Source organism: Aliidongia sp., from assembly GCF_035943795.1.
GTDB lineage: Bacteria > Pseudomonadota > Alphaproteobacteria > ATCC43930 > CGMCC-115725 > Aliidongia.
Map to the genome: position 1 here is coordinate 1 of NZ_DASZBY010000062.1, position 21,521 is coordinate 21,521.

Genomic DNA, 21,521 nt, shown 5'->3' on the forward strand with positions numbered 1-21,521 from the left:
CGTCGGACCGCCATTCTCGGCAAAGACGAAGAGTCGCGTCGACAGCGTCGCGGTCGCAGGAAACGGCCCGAGGTCATTGTGGACCTCCGGTGTGTAATTGCCGATGAACTCCAGCGTGACATCCTGAAGCGCGCCCAAGGCCGTGTTGAACGGCAGCGCCTTGACGTCGAACGGGGTGAAATCGCCCAAGCTCTCGACGAGGTTCGGAATGTTCTGCACGACCACCCCGGCCCGGGCGGGCATGGCGATCGAGGCGAACAACATCAGCGGAACGGCAACGACACCAAGACGAATCATGGCCTCATACCCCTGTCGGACATCGGAAAGATTTTGCGCTTGTTCGCTAAAGTTTGTCGAGAACCGCTGGTTAAATTCAAGACATTCCTACGGGCGGCTGATGAACTGATCGCCAACACGATGGGTGATCCGCGACGCCAAGACGGAAGCCGGCGCGGTAAACCCTGAAGGCGACTATGCAGGAGAACGGCAGGACACACCTGCGATCTCGATCACATCTCCGGCATTTCCGATTTGGATGCCGACTGGTGCCGCGGTGGTCGAGGCAGAAGTGATTTTTACTCATGAATCCCCTGATATAAGCGCAGCAAAATCACTGACCGGCCCATGCGATAACCCCTGTTATCGAAGGCGGTCGATCGAGAGGGCCGCCATACAAGGAGTCTCCAGCATGTATGCCATCACCGGAATTACCGGCCAGGTCGGCGGGGCCACCGCCCAGGCTTTGCTGGACGCCGGCCACACAGTCCGCGCCGTGGTGCGCCATGCGGACAAGGGCCAGCCGTGGGCCGACAAGGGCTGCGAGATCGCGGTCGCCGACCTTACCGACGTCGCGGCGCTAACCGCGGCCTTCACCGGCGTCGAAGGCGTCTTCCTGATGACGCCGCCGAACTACGATCCGGAGCCCGGCTTTCCGGAAACCCGTGCGAACCTGGCAGGCATCCTGACGGCCCTGACGGCGGCGCGGCCGGCGAAGCTGGTGTTCCTATCGACCGTCGGCGCCCAGGCCGAGCAGCCGAACCTGCTCAACAATTCCAAGATCACGGAAGACGGCCTGCGCACGCTGCCGCTGCCGGTCGCTTTCCTGCGCGCTGCCTGGTTCATGGAGAACGCGGCCTGGGACGTGGCCGCGGCGAAGACCGGGACCGTCCCCAGTTTCCTGCAGCCGCTGGATCATCCGATCCCGATGGTCGCCACCGCCGACATCGGCCGGACTGCGGCCGACCTGCTGGGCGAGAGTTGGAGCGGCACGCGCATCGTCGAGTTGGAAGGTCCCCGCCGCTATGGTGCCAACGACATCGCCGCCGGCTTCGCCACGGCATTCGGCCATCCGGTCGCAATGCAGGAAGTGCCGCACGAGACCTGGGAGTCGCTGTTTCGCGCCCAGGGCATGAAGAACCCCCTGCCGCGCATCCGGATGATCGACGGCTTCAATGAAGGTTGGATCGATTTCGAGGGCGGTGATGCCCAGAAGCGGATCGGGCGGATCACCTTGGAAACGGTGCTCCAGGGCCTGGTCGACGCCGGCCGCTGAACCGGCGTCAGGAAGCGAACACCACCGTCTTGCTGCCGTTCAGCAGCACGCGGTCGTCCAGGTGATAGCGCACCGCGCGCGCCAGCACCCGCCGCTCGATGTCGCGCCCGATGCGGATCAGGTCCTCCGGCGTGTCGCTGTGGCTGATCCGCTCGACGTCCTGCTCGATCAGCGGCCCTTCGTCGAGGTCGGCCGTCACATAATGCGCCGTGGCGCCGATCAGCTTGACGCCACGGGCATGGGCCTGATGGTAGGGCTTCGCGCCCTTGAACCCCGGCAGGAAGGAATGATGGATGTTGATGCAGCGTCCGGCCAGCTTGCCGGCAAGATCGTCCGACAGCACCTGCATGTAGCGGGCGAGCACGACGAGGTCGGTTCCGGTCTGCTGCACCAGATCCCAGATCCGGGCCTCCTGGGCGGCCTTGGTCTCGCGCGTCGCCGGCAGGTGATGGAAGGGGATCGCGCCGAAATCCATGTCCGCATAGGTTTCGCGCGGATGGTTGGCGACGATCGCGGTCGGCGTCATCGCCATCTCGCCGATCCGCCAGCGATACAGCAGGTCGGTCAGGCAATGATCGAACTTGGAAACGAGTAGCATGACCCGCCGCTTTTCGGCCTGATCGCGCAGGCTCCAATCCATCGCGAACCGGTCGGCGCAAGGGCGGAAGGCCTGGCGCATGTCGTCGAGCGGCCGGTTCTCCGCCACCGGATTGAACATGATGCGCATGAAGAAGCGATCGGTTTCGGTATCGTCGAACTGCTGCGCTTCGAGGATGTTGTTGCCGCTCTCGAACAGATGGGCAGCGACGGCGGCGACGATGCCGGGGCGGTTTGGACAGGACAGGGTCAGGATGTAGCGCGCAGCGGGCATGAAGGTTTCTCTCGGCGACCGAGCCGTTCCGCCGCGGGTCTAGGAGATCAGCGCTTGCGTCGGAGCGGTGCCAGTGCGCGTTCGCCGACGCCGCGGGCGGCTGCGATCAGCACGATGCCCATGGTCAAGACCATCAACCAGATAAGACCGCCGATACCGCGCATGTCCTGCTCCTGCGCCAAGCCGCTATGCCGATCGGAAGCCTGCGCCCCGCCGGGTTTACAACCCCTTTAGAAGGCACCTTGCCGCGATCCGATGCAAGTCCTTCGACGCGGATGGGCCGCGCGCCTGGGGACTGTCGCGGACTGGGGCTCGTCATGGTGCCGGGCCGTCTCATCCGGGGACCCGCCGGAGCGCTTTGCGCCGGGGCCGACCTTTCGCCTACATTGGCGGCTCCGAGCAAACGAACCGGCAGGCCCCAGCGGTGACACGCGTCCCGGCGACCTTCGATTTCCTGTCCTCGACCATCAGCCGCCTCAAGCTGCGGCAGATGTCGCTGGTGCTGGCGCTGATCGAGACCAGGAACCTGCATCGCGCGGCCGAGAGCCTGAACCTGTCCCAGCCGGCCGCCACAAAGCTGCTGCAGGAAATTGAGCGCACCCTGGGCGTCAGCCTGTTCGATCGCCAACCGCGCGGCATGGTGCCGACGGTCTATGGCATGGCCGCCGCCCGCCATGCCCGCCTGCTGCTTCGCGACCTGCATCGGTTGCAACAGGAGATGGAGGGCTTGAAGCGCGGCATTGCCGGCACCGTCCATCTGGGCTCGGTCATGGCCGCGGTGCCGCGGTTGATCGCCGGGGCGCTGGCGTCGATCAGCCAGCAGCATCCGACCCTGCGCGTCTCGCTATTGACGGATACGAGCGACGCGTTGCTGGCGGAACTGCATGGTGGCCGCTTGGATGTCGTGGTCGGCCGTCCGATCAGCAAGCGGGATCGCGACAGCCTGACCTGGGAGCCCCTGCTCGACGAAGAGATCCGGATCGTCGTCGGCGCGAACAATCCGCTGCTGGCCCGGCGCGGGCTGACGCTCGCCGACCTCGCCCAGGAGAACTGGGTGATGCAGCAGGATACGACCCCGATGCGCCATACGATCGAGGCCGCCTTCGCCACGGCCGGGCTCGACCTGCCGCGCCATTCGGTCGAGACCGTCTCGATGCTGGCAACCGCGAGCCTGCTGGCCCAGACCGGCATGGTCGGCTCGGTGCCGGACAGCATCGCCAGCTATTTCATCGCCCTCGGCACCCTCGCCGAACTGCCGGTCGAACTGCCGGCCGGCATGGAGCCGTGCGGCCTCATCACCCTCGCCGACCGCCCGATCGGCCCTGCGCTCGAATGCCTGATGACGACGCTTCGCAGCACGGCCCATCAGCTCCGCATCACCTCGGAACCGCTCGAGCCCATGCCCTGACCCTTGCGATCCGAAAACGTGATCGCATGATGTCATCTTCCGATTAGCCGACGGCAAGAACTCTCGCGATACTGCGTCATTCGATGGATCCACCGATCCTTCGCGATAACGAAATCAACGCAGCCCCGCCCCGGACCAACCGGACGTGGAAGCCGCGTACGAGGGAGTGAACCGATGTCCGCATCCACCAGACCCGTTGTCGCGCTGACGCTCGGCGACGCTTCCGGCATCGGACCCGAGCTGGTGGCGAAGCTGCTGTCACGCCCCGATGTCGTCGCGGCCGCCCGGATCGTGCTGGTCGGCGACCCCTGGGTCTGGGCGGAGGGGCAGCGGGTCGCGAACCTGACGCCGACGGTGCGGCCGATCGAGAACTGGGCCGCGGCCAAGACGGGCGGCGACGATCTGCCGATGTTCCTGGCGACCGATACCGTCGCCCAGGCCGACATCGTCCCGGGCCGGATGACCGCCGCGGCCGGTCGCGGCGCCCGCGCGGCGCTGACGCTCTGCCTCGACGCATTCACCCGGCACGACATCGACGCCATCTGCTTCGCCCCGCTCAACAAGCAGGCCTTGAAGAAAGGCGGCATGGCATTCGAGGACGAGCTGCATTTCTTCGCCGACCACCTGGGCGTCACGTCCTATTTCTGCGAGTTCAACACGCTGGGCACGCTATGGACCTCGCGCATCAGCAGCCATGTGCCGCTGGCCCAGGTGACGACGCTCATCACCAAGGACCGGATCAAGGCGGCGGCGAAACTGACCGGGGAGACCCTGCGCCGCGCGGGTTTCGCCAACCCGCGCATCGGCCTGGCCGCACTCAATCCCCACGGCGGCGACGGCGGCACTTGCGGGCGGGAAGAGATCGACATCATTGAGCCGGCGGCCCGGGAGCTCAACGCCGAGGGCGTGCCGATCCTCGGCCCCTACCCGGCCGACACGATCTTCCTCAAGGCGCGCGACGGGCTGCTCGACGCGGTCGTGACCATGTACCACGACCAGGGGCAGGTCGCGATCAAGCTGCTGGGCTTCGAGAAGGGCGTCACGGTGCAGGGCGGCTTGCCGGTGCCGATCACCACACCGGCCCACGGCACTGCATTCGACATCGTCGGCGCCAACAAGGCGAACGTCGAGGCGACGGCCCAGGCGTTCCTGCTCGCGGCACGCCTCGGCGCCAGCTACCGGGCCGGCAGCGGCATCGCCGCCTGATTTTCGACAAGGACCAAATCGATGAAGATCACCAAAGTCCGTACGCGGGTCTTTGAATGGAAGGGGCATGTCGTTCCGCCCCAAAGCCATTTCTGCACCAACGCCACCGATGCGCTCTATGCCCGCGGCGACGCCATGGGCACGTTCCGCTTCCATGGCTGGACGGTCGTGGAGATCGAGACCGACGAGGGCCATGTCGGCATCGGCAACGTGGCGCTGGCGCCCCGGATCGCCAAGCAGATCATCGATCTCTACCTGGCGCCAATGCTCATCGGCGGCGACCCGTTCGACTATGAATACCATTGGCAGCGCATGTATCGCAGCACGATGGCCTGGGGCCGCAAGGGCATCGGCATGGCCGCGATCAGCGCGGTGGACATTGCGATCTGGGATCTGATGGGCAAGGCAGTGGGCCGGCCCGTGTTCAAGCTGCTGGGCGGGCGCACCAAGGAAAAGATCCCGTGTTACGCCAGCAAGCTCTATCGCACCGATCTCACGGAAATGCAGCGCGAGGCGCAATCCTACGTCGACCAGGGCTTCAATGCCATGAAGATGCGCTTCGGCTACGGCCCGAAGGACGGGCCGGAGGGCGTGCGCAAGAACCTGGACGCGGTCGCAGCACTACGCGAAGTCATCGGCGACGATCGCGACCTGATGCTCGAATGCTACATGGGCTGGAACGTCGAATATGCCCGGCGCATCCTGCCGAAGCTGGAGAAGTTCGAGCCGCGCTGGCTGGAAGAGCCGGTGATCGCCGACGACATCGACGGCTATGCCGAGCTGAACGCCCTGACCAGCATCCCGATCTCGGGCGGGGAGCACGAGTTCACCCCCTACGGCTTCCGGCAATTGCTGGAGCGCAAGGCGGTCTCCGTCATCCAATACGACACCAACCGCGTCGGCGGCATCACGGCGGCCCACAAGATCAATGCGCTGGCCGAGGCGTTCAGCGTGCCGGTCATCCCGCATGCCGGCCAGATGCACAACTACCACCTGACCATGTCCACGCTCGCCAGCCCGATGTCCGAGTTCTTCCCGGTGCACGACGTCGAGGTCGGCAACGAGCTGTTCTACTACATCTTCAAGGGCGACCCGACGCCGGTGAACGGCTTCCTGGATCTGGACGACGACCTGCCCGGCCTCGGCCTCGAGATCTCCGACGAGTACCTGGATCAGTTCGACATCATCGAATAGCGCCACCCGCCATCCGAGAAAAGAGCGCCGTCGACAGGGCGCCGCCTCAAGAGGGAGAAACCCATGTTTCGGCCACGAGCGACCACCAGGGTCTTCGCGCTGCTGTGCGGCCTCAGCTTCCTTCTGTACCTGGACCGGGTCAACCTATCGACCGCCGCGTCCTTCGTGCAAAAGGAATTGAGGCTCAGCAATCTCGAACTGGGCATCGCGTTTTCCGCCTTCGCCTACAGTTACCTGGTGACCCAGATCATCGGCGGCGTGATCGCCGACAAGTTCGGGCCGCGCTGGACCCTGCTCGGCTGTGTGTCGATCTGGGTGGTGACGACGATCGCAACCGGCTTCGTCGGCAGCCTGGCCGCGCTGTTCGCCGTCCGCCTGGCACTCGGCATCGGCGAGGGCGCCGCCCTGCCGGCCGCCGCCCGGGCGATCACCAACTGGTTTCCGGTCGACAAGCGCGGCATGGCCCAGGGCGTCACCCATTCCTTCTCGCGCTTCGGCAACGCGGTGGCTCCGCCGGTCGTGGCCCTGCTGATCACGCTGACCGACTGGCGGACCTCCTTCATCATCGTCGGCATCGGCACCGCAGTGTGGCTCGTCTTCTGGTATCTGGGGTTCCGCGACCATCCGACCGAGGACCCGGGCATCACCCAGGCCGAGCTCGACCGCCTGCCGCCCCGGGCCGAGGTGGCGCCGCAGTCGACCCGCAAGGATCCGATCCCGTGGCGACGCCTGCTGAAGCGCATCGCACCGTCGGCTGCGGTCTATTTCTGCTACGGTTGGACCGGCTGGCTCTATTTCACCTGGCTGCCGAGCTTCTTCCTGCACGCGTACAAATACGACATCAAGAGCTCGTCGATGTTCGTGTCGGGCGTGTTCTTCGCCGGCGTGGTGGGCGATGCGATGGGCGGGATCCTCGCCGACCGGATCTTCAAGCAGACCGGCAGCCTGACCCTCTCGCGCTCGGTCCTGATCTCGGCGACCTTCGTCGCTTCGGCGATCTGCCTCGTGCCAGTGCTGGCGAGCAGCGACCTCACCATCATGACACTCTCGCTCAGCGCCGCGTTCTTCTTCATCGAAATGTCGATCGCGCCGATCTGGATGGTGCCGATGGACGTGGCGCCGGCCTATGCCGGCACGGCGAGCGGCATCATCAACGCCGGGTCGGCGGTGGCGGGGATCGTCTCGCCGATCCTGTTCGGCTTCATCATCGACCGGACCGGCAGCTGGACCGCCCCGTTCGTCGGCTCGGTCGTCTTGCTGCTGCTCGGCGCGGTCTTGGCTTTTACCATCCGGCCGGAGGTAAGATTGGGCACGGACGACAACGCGACGCCCGGCGCCCTGCCGGCGGTCGCCCCGCGATGACCCGTGTTGCACAGAACGGAGACCGATAGCATGCCGACCCAACCCCGCTTCCAAGGCGTCTTCCCGGTCGTGCCGACGATCTTCACCGAGACCGGCGAGATCGACCTGCCCGGCCAGAAACGCTGCGTCGATTTCATGATCGATGCCGGCTCGAACGGGCTGTGCATCCTCGCCAACTTCTCCGAGCAGTTCGTGCTGTCGGACGAGGAGCGGGTCACACTGGCCCGTGCGATCCTCGAGCACGTGGCGGGCCGGGTGCCGGTGATCGTCACCACGTCGCATTATTCCTCGCGGCTCTGCGCCGAGCGGTCGCGCCAGGCGCAGGACATGGGCGCCGCGATGGTCATGGTCATGCCGCCCTATCACGGCGCCACGATCCGCGTGGCGGAGCCGGGCATCGAGCAGTTCTTCCGGGCCGTGTCCGACGCGATCACCATCCCGATCATGATCCAGGACGCGCCGGTCAGCGGCACTCCCCTGTCGGCAGCGTTCCTGGCCCGGCTGGCGCGCGAGGTCGAGGCCGTCGCCTATTTCAAGATCGAGACGCCGTTCGCCGCCAACAAGCTGCGCGACCTGATCACGCAAGGCGGCGAGCATGTCGTGGGCCCGTGGGACGGCGAGGAGGCGATCACCCTGCTGGCCGACCTCGACGCGGGCGCCACCGGCGCCATGACCGGCGGCGGCTATCCGGATGGATTGGCGCCGATCGTGCGCGACTATCTGGCCGGCGACCGCGATGCGGCCCAGCGCGGCTACGACCGGTGGCTGCCGCTCATCAACTACGAGAACCGGCAATGCGGGCTGCTGGCGGCCAAGGCGTTGATGCAGGCCGGCGGCATCATCGCCAGCGACGCGCCGCGAGCGCCGATCGCCCCGCTGCACCCGGCGACGCGCACCGGCCTGATCGAGATCGCCCGCAGGCTCGACCCGCTGGCATTGCGCTGGGCGAAATGACGGCTCAGCCGGGCGCCGGCCCCCTCACCGCCGCCACCTCGCGCACCAGTTTGTTGGCGATTGCGGTGGCAAAGGTCGCAAAGCTGGTCGCCGAGACCAGGAAGGCCCCCGGCCCGCCGATGACGTTTTCGCGGTAGTAGCGGTCCAATTCCGGTTCGACCGCCAGGATCAGCAGCCCGTTGATGGTGATGCCGGCCGCGACCGCCTCGTCGCGCGCCAGATGCGCCATGCGGCCGCTGTTGTTGCTGCCGTCGCCCGAGACGTCGATGATCCGACGCTCCGCGCCATAGGGCGCGCTCGCGAGCAGGTCCATGGCAAAGGCGATGGCGCCGCTGATCGAGGTGCTGCCTTCGTCGAGCCGGTCGCTCGCCTCGATCCGGTCGGCCAGCGCCTGCGACGCGGCCTCGCTGTCGATCAGCGTCCAGGCCACCACCAGATGCTGGGATCGCGCACCGGCCCATTGCACGTAGGCGACGGCGATCGAATGCTTCGGGCCGCTCAGCAATGCCGCCTGAACCAACGGGCTGCGGAACGCGGCGGCATAGCCCGATTGCTGCAGGCGGAAGCGCGCTTCGTCGACGCTCGAGGAGATGTCGACCGCCAGCACCAGCGCCACGTCGACGGCGCGATCGACGCGGGCCGCGCCCCCAAGCCCGAGGCAGATCAGGATCAGAACGGATCGCCGCAGCATCGCCCCTACCTCGCGTTCCGGCCGATAGCGTCGCACATTATGCGTGACAGGCCACGTCTTCTGCCGGTAGCGTCACGCCCATGATCGCCGCCCGGACCTATTATGCCCGATTTTATCCCCGCTACATCGCTGGCGGGACCGGGAGCGCGTGACCTAGACGAACGAAAACGCGAAATCCGAAGAGCCGCCAGTCTGCCTGGCGGCTTTTTTTGTGCCGCCGGCACGACCATCACCAGGAGTGCCGACCCGTGCCGCATACCACCGACGATCTGCGCATCCGCGAGATCACCGCACTCGTTCCCCCGGTCACGCTGATCGACGAGTTGCCCCGGAACGAAACCGTCACCGCGACGGTGACGAACGCCCGGCGTGCCGTGCATCGCATCCTGCACGGCCAGGACGACCGGCTGGTCGTCGTGATCGGCCCGTGTTCGATCCATGATCCGGTCGCCGCGCGCGACTACGCCGAACGGCTGCTGGGCGAGCGCCGGCGCCTTGGCGACGCGCTCGAAATCGTCATGCGCGTCTATTTCGAGAAGCCGCGCACCACGGTCGGTTGGAAAGGCCTGATCAACGACCCGCGGCTCGATGGCAGTTTCCGGATCGACGAGGGCCTGCGCAGCGCCCGCAATCTGCTGCTCGACATCAACCGCATGGGCCTGCCGGCCGGCTGCGAGTTCCTGGATACGATCTCGCCGCAATACATGGCCGACCTCGTCGCCTGGGGCGCCATCGGCGCGCGCACCACGGAAAGCCAGGTGCATCGCGAGTTGGCGTCCGGCCTCAGCTGTCCGATCGGCTTCAAGAACGGCACCGACGGCGGCGTGCGCGTCGCGGTCGATGCGGTGACCGCCGCCTCGCACCCGCATCATTTCATGGCCGTCACCAAGGAAGGCCGCGCCGCCATCGCGGCCACCACGGGCAACGAGGATTGCCACGTCATCCTGCGCGGTGGCAAGGCACCGAACTACGATGCCGCCAGCGTCGAGGCCGCCTCGGCCGAAGCGACCCGTTCCGGCCTCGCCCCGCGGATCATGATCGATGCGAGCCACGCCAACAGCAGCAAGAAGCCCGAGAACCAGCCGCAGGTCGTGGATGCGATCGCGGCCCAGGTCGCGGCCGGCGACCGCCGCATCATCGGCGCCATGATCGAAAGCCACCTGGTCGCCGGCCGCCAGGACCTGGTCCCCGGCCAGCCGCTGGTCTATGGCCAGAGCATCACGGACGGCTGCATCGACTGGGCGACCTCGGTCACCGTGCTGGAAACACTGGCCGATGCGGTGCGGCAACGCCAGCGGTCGAGGGCGGCGTGAGCCTCAAGGACGGAAGAGTTGAACGGATAGAGCTCCAGCCCACTCAATTCGCCAGCCGCTCGATCATCAGGTCCAGGAGCGCCCGCAACCGCGCCAGGCGTTTCAGATCGCGGTGATAACCGACCCAGGTGTCCCGCCCGGGCGGTGCCTCGCCGAGGTCGATGCGCTCGACCCCCGGCAGCCCGTCGCCCAGCGGGCGGGGCAGCACGGCCACACCGGCGCCGCGGGCGCACATCCGGGCCTGAATGTCGCGGTTGTTGCTGCGCGAGACGACATGGGCGTTCGGCAGCATGCGGGCCAGCCAGACCGCGTCGGGCATGCCGCCAAACGCCGTGTCCATGGTGATGAGTGGCGTGCCCGTGCCGTCGCCGGCACGCGGCGGCGCCAGGCCGGCCTTGAGATAGACGCCATAACCGATATGCATCAGACGGCGTGAGACGACCTCCGGTTCGTCGAACGGCTTGATCCGGAACACCATGTCGGCCTCGCGCCGGGGCAGGCTGTAGAGCCGCGCGTCGGTCAGCAATTCGACGACGACGCGCGGCTGCAGCGTCGCGAATTCGGCCAGCACCGGCGTCAGCAGATGCACGCCGAACCAGTCGGACGACGAGAGCCGCAGCATGCCGTCGAGCTGCCGGTCCTGGCCGGCCAGCTGGCGCTCGAACGCCAGGGCCTCCTCCTCGATGCGCTCGGCATGGGACAGCACGGCGGCACCCTCGTCGGTCAGCACGAAACCCTCGCCGGTGCGCTGAAATAATGTCTGGCCGACCGCCTGCTCCAAGGCGCGCAGGCGACGCCCCATGGTCGGCTGGCTCTGCCCCAGCTTCCGCGCGGCGGCGCCCAGCGTGCCTTCGCGCGCGATGGCCAGGAATATCCGCAGATCGCTCCATTCCATCGATAGCACCTTCCATTCATTTCTGAATGGAATTCGTGCAGTATCGTTCGTTTCCAAACAAGCCTTTAATACCGAAATTAGGGAGCAGGACAAGCCAACCAACCCAAAGGAACGCACCATGGCCACGGATACCCTGATGACGGCGGCAATTCTCGAGACCCATGGCGCGGTCTTCCGCGTCGCCCCGATCGCACGGCCGGTCGCGGCCGCCGGCCAGGTCCTGGTCCGCATCGAGGCCAGCGGCGTCAACCCGCTCGACACCAAGATCCATGCCGGCGAGGCGGCCCATGCCCGCCACCCGCTGCCGGCCATCCTGGGCATCGATCTCGCCGGCGTGGTCGAGGCGGTCGGCCCCGGCGTCAGCGGGTTCCGCCGCGGCGACGAGGTCTATGGCATGACCGGTGGCGTCGGTGGCCTGCAGGGCTCGCTCGCCGAATACGCCGCGGTCGACGCCCGCCTGCTGGCGCCGAAGCCCGCGAACCTCAGCATGCGCGAGGCTGCGGCCCTGCCGCTGATCTTCATCACCGCCTGGGAAGGGCTGGTCGACCGTGCCAAAATCCAGGCCGGCCAGAAGGTGCTGGTCCTGGGCGGTGCCGGCGGCGTCGGCCATGTTGCGGTCCAGATCGCCCATGCCCTGGGTGCGGAGGTCTTCGCCGTCGATTCGGCGACGAAAGCGGAATTCCTGATCCAGTTGGGCGCCAAGCCGATCGATTATCGCGCCATGACGGTCGAGCAATATGTCGCCCATCACACTGGTGGACGCGGCTTCGACCTCGTCTACGACACGGTCGGCGGCGCCACGCTCGACGGCGCATTCCAGGCGGTCGGCCGCTTCGGCCACGTCGTCAGCTGCCTCGGCTGGGGCACCCATGCGCTTGCGCCGCTGTCGTTCCGGGCCGCGACCTATTCCGGCGTGTTCACCTTGCTGCCGATGCTGACCGGCGAAGGGCGCGAGCATCATGGCGAGATCCTGCGCGAGGCGACGCGGCTGGTCGAAGCCGGCAAGGTCGCGCCCCAACTCGATCCGCGCCGTTTCACGTTGGAAACGGTGGCCGACGCCTACCAGGCGATCCGGAACGGCGGCCTCGCCGGCAAGCTCGTGGTCGACGTCCGCTAAGCCCACCGCACCCCGCCCCTGCGCGATCAAGACTCCCGCCCCACCCCCGCGATCCGCTATAGAACGGGGCCGCCGACCGGCCTTGCGAGTCGGCGGCACGGGTGGGGCTTCGGAGCACGGCATGACGGTTGCCATCGACATGGGAAACACGGCGGCGGGTCCGGCGGCGACGCTCGACCTGGAGGAGCTGCTGGCGACCCGCTTGTTGGTGCAGGGCAACTCGGGCTCCGGCAAGTCGCACCTGCTGCGCCGGCTGATGGAGCAGAGCGCGCCCTGGGTGCAGCAGGCGGTGATCGATCCGGAAGGCGATTTCGTCAGCTTGGCCGACAAGCACGGCCACATGGTGATCGATGCCGCCGCCCATACCGAGGCCGGGCTGCAGCGCGCCGCCGAACGGGTGCGCCAGCATCGCGTGTCGGTCGTGCTGAACCTCGAAAACCTCGATACCGAACTGCAGATGCGCCACGCCGCCGCCTTCCTGGGCGGGCTGTTCGATGCGGAGCGCGATTTCTGGTACCCAATGCTGGTCGTGGTCGACGAGGCCCAGCTGTTCGCGCCTGCCGCCGCCGGCGAGGTGTCGGACGAGGCGCGCAAGGTGTCGCTGGGCGCCATGACCAACCTGATGTGCCGCGGCCGCAAGCGCGGGTTGGCCGGCGTGATCGCGACCCAGCGCCTGGCCAAGCTCGCCAAGAATGTCGCGGCCGAGGCGTCCAATTTCCTGATGGGCCGCACCTTCCTCGACATCGACATGGCGCGCGCCGCCGACCTCTTGGGCATGGAACGGCGCCAGGCCGAGATGTTCCGCGACCTGGAGCGCGGGCATTTCATCGCGCTGGGCCCGGCCCTATCGCGCCGGCCGCTGCCGCTGAAGATCGGCACGGTCGAGACCGCGACGCGCGGCATGAGCCCGAAGCTGATGCCGCTGCCCCAGTCGGCGTCGGAAGACATGCGCGAGCTGATCCTGAGGGCGCCGGAAGCGGAACCGATGCGGACCAGCATCCGCCGAGCAGCCCCGGCGAGCCCGCCGCCCGACATCCTGACCCAGTTGGCCCAGTCGCGTCCGGCACCGTTCGGCGATCGCGGCCGCCCGGCGCCGCGCACGGCCACGCCGGAGGAAGCCGCCGAGACGGCGCGCAAGCTCGACGACGTGCTGCGCCAGGTCGCGGCCGACCCGGATGCGGCGTTCCGCTCGGTCGCCGTGCTGTATCAGGATTTCCTGGTGCGCTGCCGGATCCACAACATGGCCGGCAAGCCGCTCGACATCCCGGCGTTCCGCCGGCGCCTCGCCACCGCGCGCGCCGGCGTCGGTGCCGAGGTCGCGGACAGTCCGGAATGGGCCCAGGCGCTGGCCATCGCCGCCGGCCTGCCCGACGACGTGCAGGGCGTGTTCCTGCTGCTCGCCCGCTCGGCGCTCGACCATCTGCCCTGCCCGTCCGACGGCACGATCGCGCGGGCCTACGGCAGCCGTTCGTTGGGCCGCGCCCGACGGCTGCTGACCTACATGGAGGAACAGGGCTCGATCGTCTGCCGCCAGGACCTGTCGGGCCATCGCATCGTGGCGCTGCCGGAACTCGGCTGGGAAACTGCGCCCGGCGATCCGACCGGGCCCGACGCGGCCGGAGCCAAGCCGGCGGAAGCGCCGAACCAGCTCGCCTGGAAAATTTGATCGGATGAATGCCCTGCCCTCTTGAAGCGCCGGGCATCCTCCCCAAATTCAGTCTCGTTCGGATGCCCAGAAGGGGTTCGAACACATCTGGCGCGCGGACGTCCCGCAGCGGCCGTCTGCGCTCCCATGTTGCTCACACACGAGGATATGGACATGAGTGCTCTCGCCTTCGCGCCCCTTTATCGTTCGGCCATCGGCTTCGATCGGGTCCTGAATCTCCTCCAGGAATCCCAGCAGTCGGCCCCGGCTGACAATTATCCCCGCTACAACATCGAAAAGACCGGTGAGCAGACCTACCGCATCACGCTCGCGGTGGCCGGCTTCTCGCTCGACGACATCACGATCACCGCCCGTCCGAACCAACTCGTCGTCGTTGGCAAGCGCCAGGCCAAGGACGGCGTGCAGTACCTGCACCAGGGCATCGCCCAGCGCGGCTTCGATCGTCGTTTCGAGCTGGCCGACCATATCGAGGTCACCGACGCAGCCCTGGAGAACGGCCTGCTGTCGATCGACCTCAAGCGTGAAGTGCCGGAAGCGTTGAAGCCCCGGACCATCCAGATCATCAGCGGCGCCTCGGCACCGAAGGTGATCAACCAGCAGGCGGCCTGAGCAGGCCCCTGTTGCACAATGCGAGCGCCGCCCGGAGCGATCCGGGCGGCGTTTTTCATGACGGCCGATCCACACGGCCGCACGACCCGAACGAACCCCCAGGGAGGAACCCAACCATGAGCGTCTCGATCCACCAAGCCGCCGTCCCGGCCATTCTGCAGATCCTGGACAGCCTGTCGGCCATCATCGACAAGGCCGCCGCCCATTGCGAGGCGCGCAAGATCGATCCGGCCGTGCTGATCTCCTATCGCCTGGCACCGGACATGTACGCCTTCGCCCGCCAGATCCAGGTGACGACCGACCAGGCCAAGGGCATCACCGCGCGCCTGGCCGGCGTCGAGATGCCGAGCCTGCCCGACGTCGAAACCAGCTTCGACGAGTTGAAGGCGCGCATCGCCAAGGTCGCGGATTTCGTGAAGTCGCTGCCCGCCGCCGAATTCGAGGGCGCCGAGGCGCGCACCATTCCCATGAAGCTCGGCAGCCGTGAGGTGGAATTCACCGGTGCCGACTACCTGTTCGGCTTCGGCCTGCCGAACTTCTATTTCCACGCCGCCGCCGCCTACGACATCCTGCGCCATGCCGGCGTCGCCGTCGGCAAGCGCGACTTCCTGGGCGCCATTCCGATCCGGTAAGCGTGTGATCGCCGACCGTCGGCGCGGGAATGACGAAAGGGTGTGTCCTGCCCGCTACTTCATCGACGCTTCGAGTGTCGCGGCCCAGGTGCCGTCAGTCTTGGCGGCACCCAGATAGCCGTCGATCGCCTGTTTCAGGGCCTGGTCCTTCGGGAAGTACCAGGCCTTGGTCAGGTGGGTGAACGGCCCCGGCACCGCGGCCGCGCACAGCACGCCCGGGTGGCGCTTGGCGATCAGGTCGACCTCGATGCCGTCGGTGACGAACACGTCCGCCTTGTTCTCGACGATCCGGTCGGGGACCGTGAGGTTTTCCGGGTTCACGGTGATGGCGGCCTGGTGAAAGTTGGCGCGGGCGAAAGCCTCGTTGGCCGCGCCCGGATTGACCACCACGCGGGTCGCGGGCTGGTCGATCGCGGCGACGGAGGTGAACTTGTCCTTGTCGGCGCAGCGTACGACCGGCCGCTTGCCGTCTTCGAGCAGCGCCACGGAGAAGTCGCCCTTGGCCGCACGGTCCGGCGTGATGGTGATGCCGCCGATCGCGATATCGAACTTGCCCCCGTCGAAATCGCCCTGCAGCTTCGCCCATTCGGTCGGCACGACCTCGAGCCGCACGCCCAGCTTGCCGGCGAAACCCTTGGCCATGTCGATGTCGGCGCCCTCGTAGCTGCCATCGGCATTGTGGATGGCGAACGGACGATAATCGCCCGGCGTGCCGACGCGCAGGGTCCCGCGCGTCTTGATCGTGTCGAGGGTGATCGGGTCGGCGGCGAGCGCGGAACCGGCCAGGCCGGCGAGCAGCAGAACGGACATCAGGCGGCGCATCAGGCGGCCCCTCCCAGGGCATTGTTTTGATTGGCGCCTAAGATGCCCCGGTCCCGCAGCAGGGGCAATGCGGATCGCGCGGCACGCGTACCGTGTAGAACGAGCTGCCGAGCGCGTCATACATCATCAGCCGCCCGGACAGGCTCTCGCCGATGCCCAGCAGTTCCTTCAGCACCTCGGTCGCCTGCAGGGTGCCGATGACCCCGGCGACCGGGCCCAGGATACCGGCCTCCTCGCAACGGGGCACGGAGCCGGCAGCCGGCGGCTCCGGGAACAGGCAGCGGTAGCAGGGATGGCTCGGCCCGGCATGGGGCTTGAAGGTCGACAGTTGCCCCTCGAACCGCAGCAGCGCGCCCGAGACGAACGGTTTCGCATGGCGCACGCAGGCGTCGTTCACCAGGTAGCGGGTCGCGAAATTGTCGCTGCCGTCGGCGACTAGGTCATAGCGCGCCACCAGATCGTCGACGTTGGCTTGCGTCAGCCGCTCGGGCCACAGATCGAGCGTCACCGCCGGTTCGATCGCGTTCAAGGCCTCGCCGGCGCTGTCGATCTTGCGCCGTCCGATATCCGCGGTCCGGTGGATCACCTGCCGCTGCAGGTTCGACAGCGAGACCGCGTCATCATCGACGATGCCGAGCGTACCGACCCCGGCCGCTGCCAGATAGAGCAGCAGCGGCGATCCCAGTCCGCCCGCACCCACGACCAGGACGCGGGCGGCGAGCAGTCTCGCCTGCCCTTCCTCGCCGACCTCGTCCAGGATCAGATGCCGGGCATAGCGCTCGAACTCGGCATCGTCGAGATCGCGCATCGGCCGGGTCAGAGCCCCTCGAACAGGGGCGTCGACAGGTAGCGCTCGGCGAAGCTCGGGATGATGGCGACGATCAGCTTGCCCTCCATCCCGGGGCGCGAGCCCACTTCGAGCGCCGCCGCCAGCGCCGCGCCGGACGAGATGCCGACCGGTATGCCTTCGAGGCGGGCGACCTCGCGGGCGATCTTGAAGGAGCGGTCGTTGGAAATGCGCACGACCTCGTCGACCTCCTTGGGATCCAGCGTATCGGGCACGAAGCCGGCGCCGATGCCCTGGATCTTGTGCGGACCGGGCGCGCCGCCGGATAGGACGGGGCTGTCCTCGGGCTCGACCGCGATCATCTTGAGGCTGGGGCGGCGCGGCTTGATGACCTGGGAAATGCCGGTGAGCGTACCGCCGGTGCCGACGCCGGAAACCACGACATCGACCAGGCCCGCGGTATCGCCCCAGATTTCCTCGGCCGTGGTCGCGCGATGGATCGCCGGATTGGCCGGATTCTGGAACTGCTGCAGGATGATCGCGTCGCCGATTTCCCTGACCAGTTCCTCGGCGCGGGCGATAGCCCCCTTCATGCCGGCGGCGGCGGGCGTGAGCTCCGTTTCCGCACCCAGCAGCTTCAGCATCTTGCGCCGTTCGACCGACATGCTTTCGGGCATGGTCAGGATCAGACGGTAGCCCTTGGCGGCGCAGACGAAGGCCAGCGCGATGCCGGTATTGCCCGAGGTCGGCTCGACGATCACGGTGGTAGGCTTCAGCCGCCCATCGGCCTCGGCCGCCTCGATCATGGCGCGACCGATGCGGTCCTTGACCGAGGCCAGCGGATTGAAGAACTCGAGCTTGGCCGTGATGTCGGCCTTGACGCCGTACTGGTGGGCCAGCTTGCGCAGCCGGACCAGCGGCGTCGCCCCGATCGTGTCCAGAATGCCGTCATAGATCCGGCCGCGAAAGGGTGGCGTCGAGGACATCAGGTTCTCCTGGCAATTGAGGATCGTATCTGGAAGACACCGATCTGCCACCCCTGCCCGTCATTCCCGCGAAGGCGGCAATCCCGCAAGAGCCGCGTCGGCGGCGACATGAAACTCTATCTCCGCGCTACCGCGCGTAACGCTGGCTCCCGCGTTTGCGGGAATGACGGATATGTGGGGTGGCGAACATCCGCCTGCAAATGCCCCGCCTCACATCGAGCCGGTCGAGCCGTGGCCGCCGTCGCCGCGCTCGGTCTTTTCCAGCACGTGCACTTCCTGCCACCCGATCTGGATCACCGGCGCCACGACCAGCTGGGCGATACGCTGGCCGCGCTCGATGGCAAAGGGGCGGTGGCTGAGGTTGATCAGAATGACCTTGATCTCGCCACGATAATCCGCATCGATCGTGCCCGGGCTGTTCAGCACCGTGACACCCTCGTTGAGCGCCAGGCCGGAGCGCGGGCGGACCTGCGCCTCGTAGCCCGCCGGCAGGGCGATGGCGATGCCGGTCGGCACGGCGATGCGGCCGAGCGGCGGCAGGATCAGGGTCTGGTCGATCGCCGCGCGCAGGTCGACGCCGGCGCTGAGCGGAGTGGCATAGGTCGGCAGCGACAGGTCGGCAGCATGCGGCAGGCGCAGTACCGGCACTTGAATGGACATCAGACGGTCTCCCCGCCGAAATGGGCGGCGATGCGCTGGGCCAGGCGTTCGGCCACAGCAAGTTTGCTCAGGGTCGGCCAGGGCTCGACCCCGGCGTCATCGATCAGTTGAATGGTATTGGCGTCGCCGCCGAACGTGCCGGTTTCCGGCGCCACGTCATTGGCCAGGATCCAGTCGCAGCCCTTGCGGCGACGCTTCGCTGTCGCATGCGCGACCACGTCCTCGGTCTCGGCCGCGAAGCCCACGACCAGACGCGGCCGCGATGGGCCGGGCATGGACAGGGTCGCGAGGATGTCGGGGTTCTCGACCAGCGCCAGACTGGGCGGTGCGCCGCCGGTCTTCTTGACCTTCTGTCCCGCCGTCTCGGCCACGCGCCAATCGGCAACCGCCGCGGCACAGACCGCGACGTCGGCCGGCAGCGCCGCCTTGCAGGCCACCAGCATCTCGGCCGCGGTCTCGATCGGCACCAGGGTCACGCCGACCGGCGTCGGTTCGTGGGTCGGGCCCGAGACGAGGGTCACGTCGGCGCCGAGCCGGGCCAGCGCACCGGCGATGGCATGGCCCTGCTTGCCCGACGAGCGGTTGGCGATGTAGCGCACCGGATCGATCGGCTCATGGGTCGGGCCGCTGGTTACCAGCACCCGCCGGCCGATCAGCGGCCGCTGCTCGCCGGCGAAGAAGGCGGTGATCTCGCCGACGATCTCCATCGGCTCCGCCATCCGGCCGGACCCGATCTCGCCGCAGGCGAGGTCGCCGGCATTGGGGCCGACGCTCAGCACGCCGCGATCCAGCAGGGTGCGGAAATTCTTCTGGGTCGCCGGATGCTGCCACATCATCACGTTCATGGACGGTGCCACCATGACCGGCTTGTCGGTCGCGAGCAGGGTCGTCGAAGCCAGGTCGTTCGCCATGCCGGCCGCCATGCGGGCCAGCAGATCGGCCGTCGCCGGCGCCACGACCAGCAGGTCGGCCTCGCGCGACAGGCGGATATGGCCCATCTCGCTCTCGTCGGTCAGCGACCAGAGCTCGGTATAGACCTTGTCCTCGCTCAGGCTCTGGGCCGCGAGCGGCGTCACGAACTGCTCGGCCGCCTTGGTCAGGACGCAGCGCACCGCGCAGCCCCGTTCGCGCAACCGGCGAATGAGGTCGAGGCACTTGTAGGCGGCGATACCACCCGAGATGATCAGCAGGACCCGCCGGCCCGTCAGGCTCATTTCCATGGGTCGATCCTACACCGAATGCGCGGCCGCGACCAATTGGGCGATGGCCATGGCGGCGAGCGCCAGGGCCGCGATCCACAGCGGCCAGATCATCGGATTGCGGTGGCCACCGTCGCCGCGGATCGCGCGTACCGTTTCGGCATCGAGCGACAGGCCGCCGTGCGACAGCTGGCGCAGCAGCCGCTCGAAATCGCCCATCATCGCCGGCAGGCGTTCGAGCCCGGCCAGCGCGTCGCCCACGGTCAGCAGCGCGCGCGCCGGGCCGGACCGGTTGATCGCCATCCAGTCCTCGACCAGCGGACGGGACAGCGACCACATATTGACCGACGGATCGAGGATCCGGCCCAGCCCCTCGGCCAGCACCATGGTCTTCTGCAGCATCAGCAGCTGCGGCTGGGTTTCCATCTTGAAGGTGCGGGTGATCTGGAACAGCTGCGACAGCAGACGAGCCACCGAGATCTTTTCCAGGGGCTGGCCCATCAGCGGCTCGCCGATCGACCGGCAGGCCTGCGTGAACGCGTCGATCGATTCGCTGGCCGGCACGAAGCCCGCGTCGAAATGTACCTGGGCGACCTGCCGGTAATTGCCGGTCAGGAAGCCCAGCAGCATGTCGGCCAGGTAGAAGCGATGCTTGCGGTCGAGCCGGCCCATGATGCCGAAATCGACCGCGACGATGGCGCCGTCCAGGCCCACGAACAGGTTGCCCGGATGCAGGTCGGCGTGGAAGAACCCGTCGCGGAACACCATGGCGAAGAAGGCGGCGGCCGCCTTGCGCACGATCTCCTTCGGCTCCAGCCCCGCCGCCAGCAGCGCTTCGCGGTCGCCGACCGGGATGCCGTGGATCCGTTCCGTCACCAGCACGCGTCGGCCGGTCCGCAGCCAATCGACCGACGGCACCCGGAAATCCGGATCCTTGGCGAAATTCTCGGCCAGCTCTGCCGCCGCCGACGCCTCGAGCCGCAGATCCATTTCGAAGGCGACGGATTCGGCGAGCCGGCCCACGACCTCGACCGGCTTCAGCCGGCGCATGGCCTGGAACCGTTCCAGCTGTTCGGCCAGCCACAGCAGCAGGTCGAGATCGCGTGCGAACGCCTGCTCGACCCCCGGCCGCAGCACCTTGACCGCGACCTCTGCACCCTCGGTCGTCGTCGCGAAATGCACCTGGGCGACCGAGGCGGCGGCAATGGCAACCTCGTCGAACCGGCAGAAGCGCTGGGCGAGCGGCATGCCCATCTCGGCCTCGATGACGGCTACCGCCTGGGCACCCGGAAACGGCGGCACATTGTCCTGCAGGGTCGAGAGATCGGCCGCGACCTCCTCACCGATCAGGTCGGACCGGGTCGACAGCGCCTGGCCCAGCTTGATGAAACTCGGCCCCAATTGCCGCAGTGCCAAGGCTAGCCGCTGCCCCTCGCGCAGGCCCAGCACCACTTCGGCGGGCGGCCGGACCCAGCGGGCGACACGCAGGAACGGCGTCAGGCCGACGATGTTGCGCAACGGGAACAGGGCGTCGTGGCGGGCCAGATGCCAGCCGATCCGGACGAGCGCGCCCAGATGCCGTAGCGCGCGGAACACG

Annotated in this window: 21 protein-coding genes; 11 read left to right on the forward strand and 10 right to left on the reverse strand. The window is 67.6% G+C overall.

Features of this window, described 5'->3' with window-relative positions:
* Positions 1 to 297 (reverse strand): hypothetical protein (locus VGV37_RS10450; RefSeq protein WP_326879605.1); only part of this gene is annotated, 297 nt, incomplete at its 3' end.
* 391 nt (positions 298 to 688) lie between these two features.
* Here VGV37_RS10450 and VGV37_RS10455 point away from each other — a divergent pair.
* Positions 689 to 1,552: an NmrA family NAD(P)-binding protein gene (locus tag VGV37_RS10455; RefSeq protein WP_326879606.1), complete on the forward strand. Its 864-nt coding sequence runs from the start codon at positions 689 to 691 to the stop codon at positions 1,550 to 1,552.
* A 7-nt stretch (positions 1,553 to 1,559) separates the two neighbouring features.
* Here VGV37_RS10455 and purU read toward each other — a convergent pair whose 3' ends face one another.
* A complete protein-coding gene (gene purU / locus VGV37_RS10460; protein ID WP_326879607.1) occupies positions 1,560 to 2,423 on the reverse strand; it encodes a formyltetrahydrofolate deformylase in 864 nt (287 codons plus the stop codon).
* Between the two features lie 424 nt (positions 2,424 to 2,847).
* On the opposite strand from purU, the gene VGV37_RS10465 reads away from it, so the two are divergent.
* The 5 genes from VGV37_RS10465 to VGV37_RS10485 all read left to right on the forward strand — a co-directional run bounded on the left by VGV37_RS10465 (position 2,848) and on the right by VGV37_RS10485 (position 8,547).
* Positions 2,848 to 3,831, forward strand: coding sequence for a LysR family transcriptional regulator (locus tag VGV37_RS10465; RefSeq protein ID WP_326879608.1), 984 nt, complete (start codon positions 2,848 to 2,850; stop codon positions 3,829 to 3,831).
* Between the two features lie 174 nt (positions 3,832 to 4,005).
* The gene (locus VGV37_RS10470; protein WP_326879609.1) at positions 4,006 to 5,037 is read left to right on the forward strand and encodes a 4-hydroxythreonine-4-phosphate dehydrogenase PdxA; all 1,032 of its coding nucleotides are present in this window, start codon (positions 4,006 to 4,008) and stop codon (positions 5,035 to 5,037) included.
* Positions 5,038 to 5,058: 21 nt separating this feature from the next.
* Positions 5,059 to 6,231 (forward strand): L-rhamnonate dehydratase, encoded by a 1,173-nt coding sequence (locus VGV37_RS10475; RefSeq protein WP_326879610.1) that lies wholly within the window; start codon positions 5,059 to 5,061, stop codon positions 6,229 to 6,231.
* 63 nt (positions 6,232 to 6,294) lie between these two features.
* Positions 6,295 to 7,593: an MFS transporter gene (locus VGV37_RS10480; RefSeq protein ID WP_326879611.1), complete on the forward strand. Its 1,299-nt coding sequence runs from the start codon at positions 6,295 to 6,297 to the stop codon at positions 7,591 to 7,593.
* 30 nt (positions 7,594 to 7,623) lie between these two features.
* Positions 7,624 to 8,547 carry a dihydrodipicolinate synthase family protein gene (locus tag VGV37_RS10485; RefSeq protein ID WP_326879612.1) on the forward strand — a complete coding sequence of 308 codons (924 nt, stop codon included), beginning with the start codon at positions 7,624 to 7,626 and terminating at the stop codon, positions 8,545 to 8,547.
* Positions 8,548 to 8,551: 4 nt separating this feature from the next.
* Here VGV37_RS10485 and VGV37_RS10490 read toward each other — a convergent pair whose 3' ends face one another.
* Positions 8,552 to 9,238, reverse strand: a complete 687-nt coding sequence (locus VGV37_RS10490) for a DUF1194 domain-containing protein (protein ID WP_326879613.1) — start codon at positions 9,236 to 9,238, stop codon at positions 8,552 to 8,554.
* A 248-nt stretch (positions 9,239 to 9,486) separates the two neighbouring features.
* On the opposite strand from VGV37_RS10490, the gene VGV37_RS10495 reads away from it, so the two are divergent.
* Complete coding sequence (locus tag VGV37_RS10495; RefSeq protein ID WP_326879614.1) at positions 9,487 to 10,551, forward strand: 3-deoxy-7-phosphoheptulonate synthase; 1,065 nt, start codon at positions 9,487 to 9,489, stop codon at positions 10,549 to 10,551.
* A gap of 43 nt (positions 10,552 to 10,594) precedes the next feature.
* Here the strand turns inward: VGV37_RS10495 and VGV37_RS10500 are convergent, their stop codons facing one another.
* Complete coding sequence (locus VGV37_RS10500; protein WP_326879615.1) at positions 10,595 to 11,446, reverse strand: LysR family transcriptional regulator; 852 nt, start codon at positions 11,444 to 11,446, stop codon at positions 10,595 to 10,597.
* Between the two features lie 118 nt (positions 11,447 to 11,564).
* Here VGV37_RS10500 and VGV37_RS10505 point away from each other — a divergent pair, with 118 nt between their 5' ends.
* From VGV37_RS10505 to VGV37_RS10520, 4 genes are all read left to right on the forward strand, one after another.
* Positions 11,565 to 12,563, forward strand: a complete 999-nt coding sequence (locus VGV37_RS10505; RefSeq protein ID WP_326879616.1) for a zinc-dependent alcohol dehydrogenase family protein — start codon at positions 11,565 to 11,567, stop codon at positions 12,561 to 12,563.
* Positions 12,564 to 12,684: 121 nt separating this feature from the next.
* Complete coding sequence (locus VGV37_RS10510; protein ID WP_326879617.1) at positions 12,685 to 14,229, forward strand: ATP-binding protein; 1,545 nt, start codon at positions 12,685 to 12,687, stop codon at positions 14,227 to 14,229.
* A gap of 153 nt (positions 14,230 to 14,382) precedes the next feature.
* Positions 14,383 to 14,838, forward strand: a complete 456-nt coding sequence (locus VGV37_RS10515) for an Hsp20 family protein (protein WP_326879618.1) — start codon at positions 14,383 to 14,385, stop codon at positions 14,836 to 14,838.
* A 116-nt stretch (positions 14,839 to 14,954) separates the two neighbouring features.
* Positions 14,955 to 15,470 carry a DUF1993 domain-containing protein gene (locus VGV37_RS10520; protein ID WP_326879619.1) on the forward strand — a complete coding sequence of 172 codons (516 nt, stop codon included), beginning with the start codon at positions 14,955 to 14,957 and terminating at the stop codon, positions 15,468 to 15,470.
* Positions 15,471 to 15,524: 54 nt separating this feature from the next.
* On the opposite strand, the gene VGV37_RS10525 is transcribed toward VGV37_RS10520, so the two are convergent.
* The 6 genes from VGV37_RS10525 to ubiB form a co-directional block, all read right to left on the reverse strand.
* Complete coding sequence (locus VGV37_RS10525) at positions 15,525 to 16,292, reverse strand: transporter substrate-binding domain-containing protein (RefSeq protein ID WP_326879620.1); 768 nt, start codon at positions 16,290 to 16,292, stop codon at positions 15,525 to 15,527.
* 37 nt (positions 16,293 to 16,329) lie between these two features.
* Complete coding sequence (locus tag VGV37_RS10530; protein WP_326879621.1) at positions 16,330 to 17,100, reverse strand: molybdopterin-synthase adenylyltransferase MoeB; 771 nt, start codon at positions 17,098 to 17,100, stop codon at positions 16,330 to 16,332.
* Between the two features lie 8 nt (positions 17,101 to 17,108).
* On the reverse strand, positions 17,109 to 18,065 hold the full coding sequence (gene cysK / locus VGV37_RS10535; protein ID WP_326879622.1) for a cysteine synthase A: 957 nt from the start codon (positions 18,063 to 18,065) through the stop codon (positions 17,109 to 17,111).
* A gap of 210 nt (positions 18,066 to 18,275) precedes the next feature.
* Positions 18,276 to 18,725, reverse strand: coding sequence for a dUTP diphosphatase (gene dut / locus VGV37_RS10540; RefSeq protein WP_326879623.1), 450 nt, complete (start codon positions 18,723 to 18,725; stop codon positions 18,276 to 18,278).
* A complete protein-coding gene (gene coaBC, locus VGV37_RS10545) occupies positions 18,725 to 19,945 on the reverse strand; it encodes a bifunctional phosphopantothenoylcysteine decarboxylase/phosphopantothenate--cysteine ligase CoaBC (protein WP_414637969.1) in 1,221 nt (406 codons plus the stop codon). Before coaBC ends, dut begins: the two co-directional genes overlap by 1 nt.
* A 9-nt stretch (positions 19,946 to 19,954) precedes the next feature.
* A complete protein-coding gene (gene ubiB, locus VGV37_RS10550; protein ID WP_326879624.1) occupies positions 19,955 to 21,520 on the reverse strand; it encodes a 2-polyprenylphenol 6-hydroxylase in 1,566 nt (521 codons plus the stop codon).
* Position 21,521 lies beyond the last annotated feature (1 nt).

Excerpts from the sequence above, each read along its gene's own strand:
- VGV37_RS10510 (WP_326879617.1), top strand. The coding sequence starts at position 12,685 with ATGACGGTTGCCATCGACATGGGAAACACGGCGGCGGGTCCGGCGGCG.
- VGV37_RS10500 (WP_326879615.1), bottom strand. The coding sequence starts at position 11,446 with ATGGAATGGAGCGATCTGCGGATATTCCTGGCCATCGCGCGCGAAGGC.
- VGV37_RS10520 (WP_326879619.1), top strand. The coding sequence starts at position 14,955 with ATGAGCGTCTCGATCCACCAAGCCGCCGTCCCGGCCATTCTGCAGATC.
- VGV37_RS10525 (WP_326879620.1), bottom strand. The coding sequence starts at position 16,292 with ATGCGCCGCCTGATGTCCGTTCTGCTGCTCGCCGGCCTGGCCGGTTCC.
- coaBC (WP_414637969.1), bottom strand. The coding sequence starts at position 19,945 with ATGGAAATGAGCCTGACGGGCCGGCGGGTCCTGCTGATCATCTCGGGT.
- VGV37_RS10515 (WP_326879618.1), top strand. The coding sequence starts at position 14,383 with ATGAGTGCTCTCGCCTTCGCGCCCCTTTATCGTTCGGCCATCGGCTTC.
- VGV37_RS10485 (WP_326879612.1), top strand. The coding sequence starts at position 7,624 with ATGCCGACCCAACCCCGCTTCCAAGGCGTCTTCCCGGTCGTGCCGACG.
- VGV37_RS10480 (WP_326879611.1), top strand. The coding sequence starts at position 6,295 with ATGTTTCGGCCACGAGCGACCACCAGGGTCTTCGCGCTGCTGTGCGGC.
- cysK (WP_326879622.1), bottom strand. The coding sequence starts at position 18,065 with ATGTCCTCGACGCCACCCTTTCGCGGCCGGATCTATGACGGCATTCTG.
- VGV37_RS10475 (WP_326879610.1), top strand. The coding sequence starts at position 5,059 with ATGAAGATCACCAAAGTCCGTACGCGGGTCTTTGAATGGAAGGGGCAT.
- VGV37_RS10530 (WP_326879621.1), bottom strand. The coding sequence starts at position 17,100 with ATGCGCGATCTCGACGATGCCGAGTTCGAGCGCTATGCCCGGCATCTG.
- VGV37_RS10490 (WP_326879613.1), bottom strand. The coding sequence starts at position 9,238 with ATGCTGCGGCGATCCGTTCTGATCCTGATCTGCCTCGGGCTTGGGGGC.
- VGV37_RS10505 (WP_326879616.1), top strand. The coding sequence starts at position 11,565 with ATGGCCACGGATACCCTGATGACGGCGGCAATTCTCGAGACCCATGGC.
- VGV37_RS10455 (WP_326879606.1), top strand. The coding sequence starts at position 689 with ATGTATGCCATCACCGGAATTACCGGCCAGGTCGGCGGGGCCACCGCC.
- VGV37_RS10470 (WP_326879609.1), top strand. The coding sequence starts at position 4,006 with ATGTCCGCATCCACCAGACCCGTTGTCGCGCTGACGCTCGGCGACGCT.
- dut (WP_326879623.1), bottom strand. The coding sequence starts at position 18,725 with ATGTCCATTCAAGTGCCGGTACTGCGCCTGCCGCATGCTGCCGACCTG.
- purU (WP_326879607.1), bottom strand. The coding sequence starts at position 2,423 with ATGCCCGCTGCGCGCTACATCCTGACCCTGTCCTGTCCAAACCGCCCC.